The following is a 14799-nucleotide window of genomic DNA, read 5'->3' as shown; positions in this document are numbered from 1 at the left end:
TTTTGGTCTTTTAATATATTTACGTCTCGCACTTGCCTTCATCTGCTTATCATTAAAAGAATAATAAGGACAAAATTAGGACACTAATGGAGGCAAAATAGCATCATCTATATTGCGCTGGATATTATTTAGCCACCGTGAGATGTTAGCAGATTGCCGCAGTTAGAAGCTTGCTTAACCTTTCATGATTTTTAAAAAATCAGCCTTTTTTCTATAAGAAATCTCAATTTCCACATTGTTGATCATACTAACGGTCAATTCAGGGCCTTTATTTAATTTTTTAATATGATCCAGGTTAATCAAATAGGATTTGTGTGCCCGAAAAAAGCGTTCCGGAGGTAGTAAAGACTCATATTCTTTCAAGGTTTTAGATACAACAATCTCTTTCCCATCGATTAAATAAAAAGTACTGTAGTTATTAGAACCACCAATATACAGGATTTCTTCTTGTGAAACATAATAGGTTTCAGAAACGCAGCTTAAGGCAATCTTTTTAGGTCTGGAATTTATCTGCTGTAATAGCTCTTCAATATCTAATTTAGCGCTACTTAGATGCCTGTCCTGGCTTTTGGCCTCCACTTTATGCACTAATTTTTCTAGCGCAAGTTCCAGCTCATCCATATCCACTGGCTTCATTAGATAGTCCAGGGCGCTGGCTTTAAGTGCTTTTAATGCATATTCACTATAGGCTGTTACCAGGACTACCTCAAAATTGCGGTTTTGAAGATTTTCCATAAGGGTGATTCCATTTAAACCAGGCATTTCAATATCCAGGAACAACACATCAATATCATACTGATCTAAAAGCGGTATTACCCCTCTTGAATCAGTCATGGTGGCAAGGACCTCCACTGGTGTCTGACATTCAGCCAGTTTGAGCTGCAAGGCTTTGATGCTTTCCTGTTCATCGTCGATAATAATGGCTCTAAGCATAATCAAGAATTTAAATATTTAATTGTTTAATGGGGTAGGATTTTGGGGATCCAGATCTCTACAATGGTTCCCGATTGCTCACCTTCCAGATCCGTATAGCGCAAATACTGATCTGTGATCTTGCCACCATTGAGATCCGCCAATCGACTGGCTGTGATTTTCATTGCCCTGGAATTGTGGGTCTTTTGTTGCTCATTTTTGATTAACTGAGCCATTTTTCGACCAATTCCATTATCAGATACCGTAAACTTAATCTGGTTATCCACAGCCACAGCAGTGATTTCAATCAGGCCACCACCACCCACGCGGTTTTTAATGCCGTGTACCACGGCATTTTCAGCAAAAGGCTGGATTAGCATGGGCGGCATTCTACAGGCACGAATGGACTGGTCGACCTGTACCGTAAAATCAAAATGCCCACTATATCTGGTCTGTTCAATTTGTAGATACACCTGAATCAGGTCCATTTCTTCTTTAACAGCAATATCGGTTTGAGCGGTAAACTCTAATACCTGCCGGGAAAGTTTGGAAAACCGTTGAATTAACCTGGAGGCTTCCGTCTTTTTATTCTGCAGCACAAATGAGTCAATTGTATTGAGACAATTGAAGATAAAGTGGGGATTCATCTGGCTTCGTAAAAGCTTTTGCTCCATTTCCTGTTGCAATTTTTGAGAAAGCAACCTTTTTTGCTCACTGATAATACTACGTTTAGCCAGCATCCTGCTTCTGAAAAACCATAAAATCGCAAGAACCCCTGTGAGTACCAGTAGTAATGCCGCAATTAGCAGCCGGTTGCTTGCCCGAAGGGACTTTTGCTCAGAAGTTTCGATCCGAAGCTTCATTTTAAGGCTGTCCGCTTCCGCTTTTTGTTTAAAATCATAGCTTACAGCAAATTTTATCAGATCCAGATTCTTGGACTGCTTAACCATGCTGTCTCTAAGGTCATGGCTCTTTTCATAGGACTTAACTGCCTTGGGATAATCACCTGTTTGCCAATAAAGCTTCCCCCCAATCCTATACAATTCAGCCCAATAACTTGTTTCGCTAACGACTTCATGGCAATTTTCGCAGGCTTTTAGGTAACTGGCCGCTTTTTCGTAATCTTTTAAATCCAGCCAGGTGGCGGCAAGACCGGCAAGTATCAGGCAACGACCATAAACTTCGCCCACCTGGTCATGATAGGCCAGGACGCTATCAAAGTATTTAAGTGCACTGTCTGGCTGATGCAATTCATAAAATACATTACCGATATTGCCCAGGGTCTGCATCTTACCATAATCTTGCCCAATGGCAGCAGCAAGGACGGCTGAGGCTTTAAAATAGTACATGGCACTATCCAGCTTATTTTGATCAAAAAAGGTATTGCCCATATTATTCAGGGCCCTGGCCATGGCGGAGGTGTCCTTGCGTTGCCTGTTGATACTCAGGTATTTTGTTTGATATTTCAGGGCGTTATCAAAATCACCGATTTGTTCATAAACTAGGCTTGTATTCCCTAGGAGTCTTGAATAAATAAGCAGATTTGAGCTATCCTTTCCATTGTTCACTAATTGAAGCCCTTCAAATAAGGCATTTAAGGCCGGTTTAAATGCACCTTCATATAAATAAGTAAGCCCCAGCTTACTTAAAGTATTGGCGGCTTCAGGAATTCTACCCGCTTTTTTGAAAATACCAACAGATTGCCTTAGAGATTGCGTTGCCTTGGGATAATCTGCCACGTAATAATAATATATCGCCTCTGTATTCAAAAGACGTGCATATTCATAGGTGGATGGGCTGTCTTGAACCATCAGCCTGGCCTGCTGTAAAAATTGGTAGGCCAGGGGTTTATTGTAATCTACACTGTCCTCCGCAGCCTGCAGCAGGTCTAAGAACTTTTGGTAATCATCTGCGGATAAATAATGGCTGGTATCCGTGAAATTTTCATTATCAGCAATAGCGGCTTTTTGTTGCAGCTGATGGCAACTGATCATGCAAATACAGCAAAAAGGCAATAGGGCCAGCCAAATTAACGTATGACGAAGTGTTTTGCAGATCCCTGATATGTTGAAATTAAATGAAAATTGCATTCGTCAGATATTTGGTAGCACATACTGCTCGTTTATAAAACAAAGTTTTAATATTAAGTTTTGTCGTCTGGTTTTAACTTCTGGTTTAGTCGTCAAGTTTTAAAAAAAGGCATTATGAAGGCTTTAAAACTTATCATAATTAAAACAATATGTAATAGACGCTCTTGTGCTATCGTCTTGATATTGTCGTTTAGCTTTTGTTTTTACTTTTTTTGGAGGCATTAGAGATGGGGTTGAATACTACTAGTCAAAGATACTAACATTCTGCTAATACGACTGCTTACGTTCCCTAATTCATTTCGGCCGTTTACTCATTGAATTGGCCTATTTAGACTTTGGGTAGGTGTGTGCAGGGCGTCGTTGCGGCTATTTGTTATTTTGCCAATCCATCGACATTCTGCGCATCATATGTGGCGTATGAAAGGTTTTATGGAAGATATAACCTGTCCAAGGTCCAAAACTGAAACAAGCTATTTCAGTTTTGTCACCGGCAGGTTAGAATATTAATTAATCGGATATATGAAAATGATGAGACTTATTGGCATACCCAAAAGTCCATTGAATTTGGTTGGAGATACAACATCCTCCATAACTAAATAAAAGCCGGCCGCTACCGCAATGAGATTGATTTACCCGGAACTATACGAGTGCCAGGCTGGCAGCAGCCATGTTATCAGCTATTTTATTTAAAATAGCTTTATTTTGTATATGGGTTTCACAGATCTCTTTATAAATCACATAGGCCGGCGTGAAATAAGAGGCGCTCCACATTGTTTTAATTGTTTCGTTGTTGTCGAGGCCCGGACTGTTAATAAACCAGTTCATCAATCGCCAGGCTTCCTGCCAGTGGCCAAGCTGAAAGAGAAATCTATCGAGTTCAAAATAATAATAGTGGTATTGCCCCAGTTTAAATTTATATTGACTGGGCACGTGATCCTCCAATAGGAAACCGTTGGACAGCAATTGTTTAATTAGATTGTTTTTATTTTGTGCCATTAATAGGCTCAAATACTGGACAATTGCTTTTGAGTTACTGGGCATTTTATGGTAACATTCTGAACTCAATTGGTAAGCCTTATTGGTATAGCCTAAATAATTATAAGCGTCCAAAAGATAAAAAGGCACGATTTCATTGCGGGGAAATTTCTCTATAAATTCTTCACAGCGCTTTTGAATGGTTACCCATTTCTTCCTGCTGTCCGCCGAGTCTAACTCAATTTGTATCGATTGCTGTAACAGCACTTCTTCCTGCTCCATTTCATAATCGAAATTTATATCTGTCAATTCATTACCTGTTAGATCTGGAAGACTTTTCTCTAATCGATCAAGATCTGTCATGATCTGCTTATTGGCAAAAAGCTGTGGCAGGTAGTGTTTTTCTAAGATAAACACGAGCGGTGTCCATATTTCAAATTCATCAAGGTCCTCTTGCGGATCTAAATCTAATGTTTTTTCCAGAAATTTCTCCCAGTGTTGCTTTGTCCAGCCTTTTACCAACTGTGGGTCATAGGAGTGCCACTTGTTTTTAAGCTGCTTTTTCGGTTTGGACTGCTGAGCTAATTGCTCCAGGTCAAAATCTGGATTCTGAAATGGAAAAAGTTGGATCGCCTTGGGGCTGTTTTTCAAAAAGTCATAATCCCAGCTTAAAATGTTTTTAGCGAGTAGCGTCCCTTGGACGGATGGGTAACCCTCACTTTGGTGCACATTTAAGGCGTCATAAATCAATAATTCGATCGATTGTTTCTCGGCAAAGGGTTTTAATTGAAACTCTTCTATCAACTCCTCAAAGAATTCCTTTTTTATATTGAATTGATAATCACAATCTTTAATTTCCCCTGTAAACATCGAGATGCCAAAATAAGCAAAAGATAGGCAGTCATTAACGTGCTCTCTGGTAACAAAAACGCAGACAGCTGCCTCTTCAATTTTTGTTATGGCCGTATAATAATGACCACGTGGTAAATGTTTTATTCTATCCGTTGCAAAATATGTATCCCGATTGGCTTTTTGCGCCAATGGTTTGGCATTTTTCTTTTTCTTTTTCTTTTTCGAATGCTTTGCCCCCATTTTATATGCTTAGTAGGATTGATGATTCAACAAGTGTTTAAATGTCAACTTGTTAAAGCCGATTTGAATTCTTTTTCCTTCTTTTTCTGATTTTTATCTACTGGAACGCTGACGATTTACGTTACCCTTTATCTGACATGTTTTGCCGTGTTTTCCAGGTCAAATTGATGGGTATCCCAGGTTTCTCCATTTTCTAATCCCAGCCACTCCCGCATGGATGCGTAATCTGGATGCTTTGGATTGCTAATGGTATCTAGCAAGTCCTTATATCCCCAAACGCCACCACAGTCATCAGGCGGGCATTTTCCTTTGCCGCCGATTAGCTCGGCATGATTAATTTTACCTTGTTTAACGGCCTTTACCAAAATAGTATGTTCCCAGTCGTCTCCAAAGTCATAAGTATAGCTGAATTTCACTCCTGCTGTACCAAGGAACTTTGAGAGTTTCGTTTTCCGGCTATCCATATCTGCTTCTTCAGATTTGTAACCGTAGTCATCTATTGCCTGTTCGATGCTCGGACGACTACCCAGTCCGTTAGGCGTAAATGCATACAGGTGACCACCGCCCCAACCAAAAGACCGCAAAATAACCTTGTGGAGCGCATCAAATGTATAATCAGCCGGTACGAAAACTTCTCTCCATACAGGTGGCTTAGAAATTCCCTTAATTTGTATTTTTAACTGCAAGTACATGTGATATATGTATTATATGTAAAAAATCATAAAAGGTGTCATATGCCTAAAATCAAAAATAAGAAAAATTGCCCCTAATTTACCAAACTTTATGCTAAACGCATCACTAGATTGCCCAAAGTTTGTAAAGAGAATCAATAGGTCTGCCTAGCGCTAATAAATCCCAAGTAAACAACCTGTCCTCAAAAAAAAGTTTCCCTCCTTGTATAACCGAGTTAACTCTTGCAAGAATACGTACTATCAACAACTTTTGTCGCTGTTTACCGTCGAGAACGCATCATATATGGCATTGTTATGCTTACTTGTTTAGAGGCCAGGTCACCTTGTTTTCCTGACCTCCATAAGTTATCCTTCAATTCACATCATCGTTTTGCCGCCCAGCAAACAAAATAATGCTTGCTATTAGGCTTATTAAAGCTTACACAGTTAATCAATCAACTTCATCGTCAATGTCATCGTCAATATCATCGTAAACGTCATCGCTGAACTGCATATCAGGGATTTGCCTTGTTGGTTGAATTTCGTTATGGACAGGGTATTTTTCATAAAAGTCCATCCTTAGGTCTGTATCACTCAAAATTGACTTTAAACATTCAAGGGACGCCTGATTGCAATTTGATAGCGAGCGGCTGGCTTTTAGTTTAAAATCTGTCTTCTGCTTTAAAAACTGTGCTTTGATCTTTAAAAATTCACTTATTTCACTTTTTGGTTGATTTTGATGATTATCTGGATCAATCAGTGGTAGGTAATATCTATCAGTATAGACATACTCTGCAGATAGATGCTTCATCAGTAAATTGTGGTCACCAATTAGCTTGTTTAGTTCTTCCATGTCCTTATCCAGGATTAAATCCTGGTCAAAAAACTGTTTTAGTGTCGCAGCCTGATAGGAAATAAGTGGATCAATGTCCCAGTTGAGTAAATATTCAGCGATGTCTGTAGTGCTGTAAGAAAGTTTTTTGTTACCTTTTTTTTCAATCCGGTTTTGGGATCTTTTAAGTTGTCAAAACAATGCAGGATAAAATTGTGCAGTCGCCAGGTAATATCTCTACACTGCAAGTTTCTCAATGAAAACGTATGGAGTCTATGGAGTTCAGTTCTAAGCAGTGAGTGCGTTAATGGCCCTTGTGGCCATTGCTGCATACTGTTACTCCTTGGGGCAATAAAATGACCGGAGACCAATTTTTGAATTACCTTCTCAAATTTTGCCTCGTCTTTTATCTGGCTAATAACCTTATAATCTACATAAATACCTGCATTGTAAAGCTGGATATAAGCCGCCTGTTTTCGTTTGTCAAATAATTTATCCGCGACCAATTTGAGGTTCAAGGGTTCAGGCAAGTCCATGAGGACATATATTTGCTCATCAGAGATATTCGGATCCTTAAAATAGATCCGAATCTGTTGGATAAATAGTGCAACAATATTAATGGCGGGTTCATAACAAGATTTTTCATCAAGGAGTTTAACGAGCCCATTATATAAACGATGCAATGCTTTAATATAGCCCGCTGTTGCTATATCATATTTGTCCTCTAAAGGGGCCACTATTGTATCGTAATATTCAAGTTGGGTATCAGCGATGGCTATATTGTTGTTGTAAATGTTTACATATAAATACAGCATTTCTATCAATAGATTGTATTGGATTTGCTGCTGCGTTAATGGCTTTCCTTTAAAAGGGGTGATAATCCATGGGCAATCCATATGGGGCGTCGCAGCATTGTTATTATCCTGTTTGGTTGGGTGGCTGGCATTGTCAATTGAACTGTCTGTACCGCTGTTTGAAGCGCTATATTTTGAACCATTTACATTATTGTTAAAACTTGACATTAGGTGTTATTATGTAATTATTATTGCTTTTGTCGTTATTAATTTTGAAAATTAATTATAGTGATTTTCAAAATATCTATTTTGTTTTTATGTGCGTTGAATCCATTCAAAATCCCATCTAATTTTTCCCCTAATTTTTCCTTAAGTCTTCTCGTCGTCTGCTTTTCGTCGTCTTCTTCTTAATCCACATTTATCTTTTACGCTGTAAGGATAAGTAATAAAGCGGTATCAAAACTTACTAATCAGTGTTCAGTCTGGAATATTCAAATGGTAGTTTCAAAAGCTGCCTGCAATAATACAATAAACTTACAACTATTTGTTAGAAAAGTATTTATACTTCTGCCCATTTTGCTTGTTTTGCCTATGAATCAAACAGCCTAAAATGCCACCGGAAAGAGGCAAAGATATATGCTTTGGAACACTTTTATCGCACACCGCATAAAAGGGAGGCAGCGCCGCTAACTGTTATTGCAATCTCAATGACTGATTGCTTAGCCAATTCAAGTTTTGAACTAGCTGGCTTGGTTATTTGCGCTTTTTTTTCTTCATTAACGCTTTAAATTCCTCGCATAGTTCTTCCTCTTTAGGTTCAATACTTGCAAACTCAAAATGGACAGGATCTCCCTGGCCACCATCTGAAGGTACATAGCCCAGTTGGGCTAGTCTACGAATAAACAAGTGATGTTGATCCTTAAGGACAATCAGCATAAATTGCGCAGCTTTCAGGCAGTATTTATTAAGTTCGGCATCCTGGGCGACGAGCGCATGGAGTCGCTGATCATAAGGGGAGAGCTTATACACCACTGCAGCTTGCACCTGTTGAACACGGTCGGCACGTCCAATGAGTTGCATTAGTTTAGCCTGCCAGTAGTCCGGCAAAGGCAGGGCAACGGTGTCTTTAAACTCCCTGATTTGTTGGACCAAGTCAGATTTATTTTTAGAACGCGTTATGATCCTTGCTTCATCCAGCTCTAACAGATTGGGATGTACAACAGAGGGCTTTGTCCATGCACGCAGCATTTCTTGTGCAATCTCCATACTGCCTTGAACTTTTATATGTAACTGATCGGTTGCAAGTTCTAATTGCAAAGGGCCCGATACCGCCCCGGGCGCAACATAATCTTTTTTGTACTGGAATATATGCGCCCCCAGCGGTGTCAATCTACAAGCAGTAAAGCTTGACCAGGGAAAGGACTCCGAGGGATATCCACCTGCCAGCTGCTCCATATTGTCGGGATCATAGGCTAGATCCAGTAATCCAAAGGCTGCTGCCGTAAATAATGCACCCGTGATAAATAAACGCTCAATGTATGCTCTTTTATCCTTTATGTCAGATATCCAGAAAATTTCACGCGAGGGGTTTTTATTGGACAGCCTTAAGTCGTAAAGTGCATATTCATGAATGGGGTTTAATCCATTTTGTCTTGCATTTAGCATGACAAAACTCAAAAGTGATTTTAATTCAATCCATTGCCCCTCAGGAAGCAGTTTCAGCAAGTCGAAGGCTTTTGTAAGTTCCTTAGGGCGAAAGAAATGATTGTAGATATGTTTGATATTTTCAATCGGAAATAAAGTAGCTGCTGTAACCAGCTCATTAGGTTGTTGGATATTAAAGACTGTGTTCAGGATATCCAGTACAGGCGTTGTCGGTTTAAATTTAGTATTGCATAAATGCGTGGACATGAGCAGGAGTTTAATATAGCCCGTGTCGTTCATGAAATTATGGAGCGGTAGTTTTTTAGCTGCATTTTTTAAAGAGGCAACGGTAAAGCTGCCAGCTTTCGTGTATTGTAGTTTACCCTGCTGTAAATATATGAGTATTTGGGGTAAATCCTGATAAACAGCCAGCTCTGCCTGGTAGACCAAGTAATTTTCGGGAATTTTTACTGGGTTGATCATCGCACCCTCGGGCTTATTAGCGACGACTTTAAATGCAGTTTGAATAAACTCCGGTAGTACATAGATTAAATCTTCGCGTGGAATACAACCGTCCTCATCATAATCCTCGTCATAATCTTCGTCAAAATCTTCGTCGTAATCCTCACTATCGTCCTCAGCAAATAGGCCGTAATAATTATGCTCCAAGTGGTCTTTTATTCCATTTGATTTAGGGGCCCGATCCTCAGCGTTTAAATCGGGCCTTCGATTTTCAACGATTGAGGGATATAGCGAAACAAACTGGTCGCTTTCCATCAGAAAGCTATCCCATTTTCGATAGGCTACCAAACTAACCAACTGGCCTAATTCATTGTACTCGTCTTCAATCATTTCCTCGCCAAAATGTTCTTTTGCCTGTAAATAAGGTACATCTTTTGACCAGATAAGCTTGTCGAGAAATTCACCGTCTTTTTGTATTTGAGTGGTATAAATATAATAAAACTTCAATAGCCATCTATCCGTAAAAAATAATAAACAAAGCTTTCGGAACCATTCTTGTTGGTCTTCTAAATGGTAGCGCGCGAATAAGGTTTCCAGCTGCAAGGCCTGCTTAAAACTATTAAACTGATGCGCAATGAGCCAATCAGAAAAATCTTTTATATCTTGGACAAAATAACCAGAATGTTGACTAAATTCGATGATATCCTTGTCCATCAATATATGTATTTGGCTAAGCACAGGGGCGTCTATTTCATGTGGATATTGTTTGTCCTTTCCCAGCACTTGGCCAACCGCTTCCAACAGCCATACGCCGGCGCGCCTATTACGCGCCTGCGGTTTATTGGAGGAGCGGTTGGAAGACTTATCCAGCGGTGTTTTCTTATTATTTTTTTTCATGGAAACTACTATTTAGCTCAAAATGAGCACTTTTTCTTTTACAGGTATGGATGGTTCGCTACATTGCTTGTCAAAACTGCGTGTCAAATAAATCCCGCAACTCCCCAGTCGTTTTAGCCAACTGGTCAAACTGCATGTTATTTATAGGTATATTTGTGGGTGTATCCAGTAAATACCCCAAACTAGACATTCTGTTTAGAAATTTAAGGGCGTTATGCATCTCCACAATTATCGTGAAATTTTGCCCTTTTATGGTGATTTCACGCAATACCTCGTCCTGGCTGATCAACTTGTGGAGGTGTTGATCAAAAGCAGATAGCTTAAAGACTTTGACTTGCCCTACCGTTTTTACCTGGTCACTATTTTGAACCAGCTGCATTAACTGTTCTTTCCACCGGTCAGGCATTGGGATTTCAAGGGCCGATTTTAAGCGTTGAATACTGTTTCGTAAGTCGCTTTTGTGGAGACAAGTATGCAGGATCTTATTTGTGTCAAGTTTTAACTGCTGCCCCGAAATAGTTGTGGTCCAATCGCGCAGCTTTTCCGCCACCAGGTCAAAGTTACCTGTTACATTCAAAAATTGACCAGTTTCATCCAGCCTATAAACCGTCTTGACGGCCGTATCCGGTAAGGTGTACTGCTTTTTATCCAAAAATAAATGTGCGCCTAATGCGGTCATTTGACAGGCAGAAAACCGGCCCTCTGTTTCCCCCTTTGGGCCAGCTGCATATAATTCAGGCTGATTGGGATCATAAGCTAATTCAATAAAACCTAGAGAGGCTGCCAGTAATAATATACTGGTTATTGTTTGGCGCCTGATTGATTTTTGTTTTTGAATGTCTAACCCATTATGGAATTGCAATTGATTGGGCCCACTATAATGTGGACACAAATTATTGATTAATTCCGCTGAATAAACATTCATATCAAAATGAATGCAGTCCATAAAGAGGTGAATGTTTTCCAGTGTTATCCAGCCTTTTTCCGGAAGCTTCAAAATGACTTCTCTAAATGTAAGGTAGGCATCCTTGTCACAATAATACTGCTGCTTGAAATTCCTAAAACCAAAGTAAGGAAAGATAAGGCACTCAAGGAGGCTGAGCGTTATTTGCGTGCTATGAAAAAATAATTCTTTTAGCACGGTCGGTGTAACCTCCTGGATTTGGCTATGGCTGGATAAGTTTACAAAACTTGCCAGCAAAAAAGCTTTGACGTAACCTGGGTCATTGGGGAAACTAACCAATCCCAGCCTTCTTTGTGTGGTCTTAAGCGACGCAATATTTAAAAAACCATTCTGATTTTTTCGGATGTTTCGCTGTTGCAGGCTACTGATAATGAGTGGTAATTCCTTAAAGATGGCTGCTTCAAAACAATACCGCTTCCAGTCAGCTGGTATGTCAATGGGCACAAACCTATCGGCGCGCTTATGTTTGGGTAGAATGGCCATATACGCCAACCGGATATAGCTGGGAAAATAAAAGCCCGTCCGGCGATGGGTAATTTTATCTTCCAGACGCTCAATTTGATAGGACATATAGACGCCTGAATCAAATTTTAGAAAAGCAGATAGATGCTGGTAATTGGCCCTAAGTCGTAAATCACTGGTAGTTTCAGGGACCAGGTACAACAATTCCTTTTGATAAATTTGTTTAACTTGTTTATAACTAGCTACTTGTTCAAAGGTTAGCAGTGAAATAAAAGCCTGATCTTCTGCTGTTTGCAGCTCATAATAATAGCGCAAAAGATCGGCGTCGCTGTAAAATTTTGCCAGCAGCGTTGCCCGGTCATTGTATTTAAGCTTTTTCAACCCCACTTGCAACTCCTTGGCAATAAGTTTAAAATTCGCTAATTGACCAATGTCCTTATCTTTATGTTGCTGGTTAATGAAGGTGACAATGGGTTCCAATAATGTATATAAATAATCATTATACGGCTTGTCAACTATTATCTTTTTGTATAAAATATTTTCTATGACCATGCTTTAAGGACGCTTATTTGTTTTATTATTGCTGTGTTATTTAAAGGTTGGTATTGATGCCAGCACCTAACTTTATCAGTACTTTGTGTCATTTTCAAATAAGTTAATAGCCACTTATGCGACTACAATGCGCCAGATGAAAGCTAAAATCAGTACTAAATGAACACAATGCCGATTATTTTTGCTCATCAGTCTTAATAACTGTTTGATAACTAGACAGTTCACTAGCCTCTTTTAGTAAACCCACGGTTAATTCAGCAAAACTAATCAATTATTAGGGTCGTTTAAATTTATCGACCAACTATCAAATGGGCTGTGAATATTTTGTTGATAAATCAATTGTGACTCCTGCAAATTTTACAGAGTTGGTGCACTGATCGCGTTGACTTTTTGAGCATGTATGCCCAGAATCCTGCTAAAACTCAATTTTATAAGGTATTTTATACCCGTTTTATACGATTTTAAGCCTTTTAAACCTATAAAGCCTGGTAGCTCCCCAAAGCCACTATGTTGATGTAGACGACGTTGCCTCAATCAATCCATACGTTAACTAAAACTAAAAATTTCGATTAAGGCAACTCAGTAATTTTAGTCATTGATTTAATCATTCTCAAACCTAAATATTATGAAAAAGGTTGCTGTTTTTCTAATTATCTGTAGTATTTGTGCTTTACTGGTCTCTTGCGGTAAGGAAGGTCCGATAGGTGCTTTGGGACCCGAGGGACCACAAGGCGAGGCAGGCGCAGCCGGCCCGGCCGGTCCGGCTGGCGCAGATGGAAGTGTTATTTATAGTGGCAGAACTGCGCCAGTACTCACTGTTGGTGAACCAGGGGATTATTATATTAATATCAACACGGGAGAATTCTACGGACCCAAAACAGAAACTTCCTGGGGCAGTGCATTTAACTTAAAGGGAAGCGATGGCAAAGATGGAACCAACGGCTCTAATGGTCAGGACGGCCAGGATGGCGACAAAGGCGACAAAGGCGACAAAGGTGACAAAGGTGACAAAGGTGATAAAGGTGATAAAGGTGATAAGGGAGATAAGGGAACTGATGGGAAAGATGGTACCAATGGTACAAATGGCAAAGATGGTGATAAGGGAGATAAGGGTGATAAAGGTGATAAAGGCGCAGATGGCACAGATGGTAAGGATGGCACTAGGATCCTGGGTGGTAATGGTACGCCTTTGCCAACACTGGGAAGTGTAGGTGACTTTTATCTGGACAGACAAAACTTTGTTTTATATGGCCCTAAATTATCTGCCACAGATTGGGGGGCGGGCCTTCAATTGCAGGGCCGGGATGGCAATGCAAACGTCAAGAGTTTTATTAAGGAGAATTTTGTCATTGACGGTGAGAACTTTAGTCTGGAGATACCAGCCATTACGCAGGATATAATTAATACTGGTGCTGTGCTCGCGTATGTGCGTACTGCGGTAGATGCACGCAGTAATATCTGGAATTTTTTCCCGGCAGACATCCGCTATTATATAGACACCCTTAGTTATATCAGCAGCGTAAGACTGCAATATTTTAGTTCGGGATCCATCCATTTTGCGACCGACCCACAGATGTGGTCCTATCTGCCTCCATTAAGTTTTAGGATTATCGTTATAGAAGGCCAGGATGGGGCTTCTGGGCAAAGTGGACAGGTTTTACATTTAAAAGGAAGGCCGGTTGATTTTGCCACGATTAGAACCTTGTATGGATTGCGAGATTAATAGCATTTAAGGTATGGCATGGCGCTTATTTAGTTGTCATGCAAGGTTAATAAGGATCTTAAGCTGACTAAATCACCTAAACGCAGCGGGCGGCCAACCCTCAACCGTTCAGCTCACTTGCATCTTTTGTAAACTAAGGTAAAAAAATGAAAAAATGTATTGTTTATATATTCGCTTTAGCCCTGCAGGCAAGTACCGTGCTTTTTGCCCAGGATTTAAGTAATTTGTCCAGTCAAAAGCCGGTGACATTATCTGGAGGTATTGGAGCCGGCACGCAGTTTTACACATCCAATGAACCTTATAAAAGCCGCGATCCTTTTATCTGGAATCTCAACGGCAATGTTACTGCCAATATCTACAGCGTTTCACTGCCTTTTTCCTTTGTGATCAATCAATACAGTAAAAGCTATAGCACGCCATTTAGTCAATTTGGGCTGAGTCCCACTTATAAATGGGCTACCCTGCATTTAGGCTACCGTAGTATGGAGCTGTCCCCCCTTATTTTGGTGGACAAAGCTTTTTAGGTGCGGGCATAGAATTACATCCGGGTAAATTCAGTTTCACCGGGTTTTATGGCCGCCTGAATAAGGCCATCAGTGAGGATACCACCTTTGACCACCGTATAGAACCCCAGTATTCCAGGGTAGGTTATGGATTTAAATTTGGGTTTGGGAAACCTGAGGCCAGCATAAACCTCAGTTTCTTTCATGCCAGCGATAAGGAGAAATC

General features: G+C 40.0%; 11 protein-coding genes. 2 read left to right on the top strand and 9 right to left on the bottom strand.

Translation table 11 applies throughout. From position 1 onward, the window contains the following. Positions 1–174: 174 nt before the first annotated feature. The 8 genes from FSB73_RS20815 to FSB73_RS20780 form a co-directional block, all read right to left on the bottom strand. Positions 175–933 (bottom strand): LytR/AlgR family response regulator transcription factor, encoded by a 759-nt coding sequence (locus tag FSB73_RS20815; RefSeq protein ID WP_146786732.1) that lies wholly within the window; start codon positions 931–933, stop codon positions 175–177. Between the two features lie 26 nt (positions 934–959). Next, complete coding sequence (locus FSB73_RS20810; protein ID WP_146786729.1) at positions 960–3002, bottom strand: histidine kinase; 2043 nt, start codon at positions 3000–3002, stop codon at positions 960–962. 639 nt (positions 3003–3641) lie between these two features. Continuing rightward, entirely contained in the window at positions 3642–5069 is a 1428-nt protein-coding gene (locus FSB73_RS20805; protein ID WP_146786726.1) for a hypothetical protein, read from the bottom strand. A 128-nt stretch (positions 5070–5197) separates the two neighbouring features. Next, positions 5198–5761, bottom strand: coding sequence for a plasmid pRiA4b ORF-3 family protein (locus tag FSB73_RS20800; RefSeq protein WP_146786723.1), 564 nt, complete (start codon positions 5759–5761; stop codon positions 5198–5200). A gap of 430 nt (positions 5762–6191) precedes the next feature. Next, complete coding sequence (locus tag FSB73_RS20795) at positions 6192–6593, bottom strand: hypothetical protein (protein ID WP_146786720.1); 402 nt, start codon at positions 6591–6593, stop codon at positions 6192–6194. Positions 6594–6631: 38 nt separating this feature from the next. Further along, positions 6632–7594, bottom strand: a complete 963-nt coding sequence (locus tag FSB73_RS20790) for a hypothetical protein (RefSeq protein WP_146786717.1) — start codon at positions 7592–7594, stop codon at positions 6632–6634. 525 nt (positions 7595–8119) lie between these two features. Continuing rightward, positions 8120–10369, bottom strand: a complete 2250-nt coding sequence (locus tag FSB73_RS20785) for a hypothetical protein (protein WP_146786714.1) — start codon at positions 10367–10369, stop codon at positions 8120–8122. A 70-nt stretch (positions 10370–10439) separates the two neighbouring features. Beyond that, positions 10440–12347, bottom strand: a complete 1908-nt coding sequence (locus FSB73_RS20780; protein WP_146786711.1) for a hypothetical protein — start codon at positions 12345–12347, stop codon at positions 10440–10442. Between the two features lie 625 nt (positions 12348–12972). Between FSB73_RS20780 and FSB73_RS20775 the strand changes: the two genes are divergently transcribed. Together FSB73_RS20775 and FSB73_RS20770 are read left to right on the top strand one after the other, a co-directional pair. Next, positions 12973–14070: a hypothetical protein gene (locus tag FSB73_RS20775; protein ID WP_146786708.1), complete on the top strand. Its 1098-nt coding sequence runs from the start codon at positions 12973–12975 to the stop codon at positions 14068–14070. 146 nt (positions 14071–14216) lie between these two features. Continuing rightward, entirely contained in the window at positions 14217–14594 is a 378-nt protein-coding gene (locus tag FSB73_RS20770) for a hypothetical protein (RefSeq protein WP_146786705.1), read from the top strand. Positions 14595–14608: 14 nt separating this feature from the next. Here the strand turns inward: FSB73_RS20770 and FSB73_RS23390 are convergent, their stop codons facing one another. Then, positions 14609–14779 carry a hypothetical protein gene (locus FSB73_RS23390; protein ID WP_158639640.1) on the bottom strand — a complete coding sequence of 57 codons (171 nt, stop codon included), beginning with the start codon at positions 14777–14779 and terminating at the stop codon, positions 14609–14611. Between the last annotated feature and the right edge of the window lie 20 nt (positions 14780–14799).

Source organism: Arachidicoccus ginsenosidivorans, assembly GCF_007971385.1.
In the GTDB taxonomy this organism is placed as follows: Bacteria; Bacteroidota; Bacteroidia; order Chitinophagales; family Chitinophagaceae; genus Arachidicoccus; species Arachidicoccus ginsenosidivorans.
The sequence above is the reverse complement of the archived record's forward strand: the minus strand, read 5'-3'. Positions and strand labels throughout refer to the sequence as shown.

Excerpts from the sequence above, each read along its gene's own strand:
- FSB73_RS20780 (WP_146786711.1), bottom strand. The coding sequence starts at position 12,347 with ATGGTCATAGAAAATATTTTATACAAAAAGATAATAGTTGACAAGCCG.
- FSB73_RS20815 (WP_146786732.1), bottom strand. The coding sequence starts at position 933 with ATGCTTAGAGCCATTATTATCGACGATGAACAGGAAAGCATCAAAGCC.
- FSB73_RS23390 (WP_158639640.1), bottom strand. The coding sequence starts at position 14,779 with ATGAAAGAAACTGAGGTTTATGCTGGCCTCAGGTTTCCCAAACCCAAA.
- FSB73_RS20795 (WP_146786720.1), bottom strand. The coding sequence starts at position 6,593 with ATGGAAGAACTAAACAAGCTAATTGGTGACCACAATTTACTGATGAAG.
- FSB73_RS20805 (WP_146786726.1), bottom strand. The coding sequence starts at position 5,069 with ATGGGGGCAAAGCATTCGAAAAAGAAAAAGAAAAAGAAAAATGCCAAA.
- FSB73_RS20770 (WP_146786705.1), top strand. The coding sequence starts at position 14,217 with ATGAAAAAATGTATTGTTTATATATTCGCTTTAGCCCTGCAGGCAAGT.
- FSB73_RS20785 (WP_146786714.1), bottom strand. The coding sequence starts at position 10,369 with ATGAAAAAAAATAATAAGAAAACACCGCTGGATAAGTCTTCCAACCGC.
- FSB73_RS20800 (WP_146786723.1), bottom strand. The coding sequence starts at position 5,761 with ATGTACTTGCAGTTAAAAATACAAATTAAGGGAATTTCTAAGCCACCT.
- FSB73_RS20810 (WP_146786729.1), bottom strand. The coding sequence starts at position 3,002 with ATGCAATTTTCATTTAATTTCAACATATCAGGGATCTGCAAAACACTT.
- FSB73_RS20775 (WP_146786708.1), top strand. The coding sequence starts at position 12,973 with ATGAAAAAGGTTGCTGTTTTTCTAATTATCTGTAGTATTTGTGCTTTA.
- FSB73_RS20790 (WP_146786717.1), bottom strand. The coding sequence starts at position 7,594 with ATGTCAAGTTTTAACAATAATGTAAATGGTTCAAAATATAGCGCTTCA.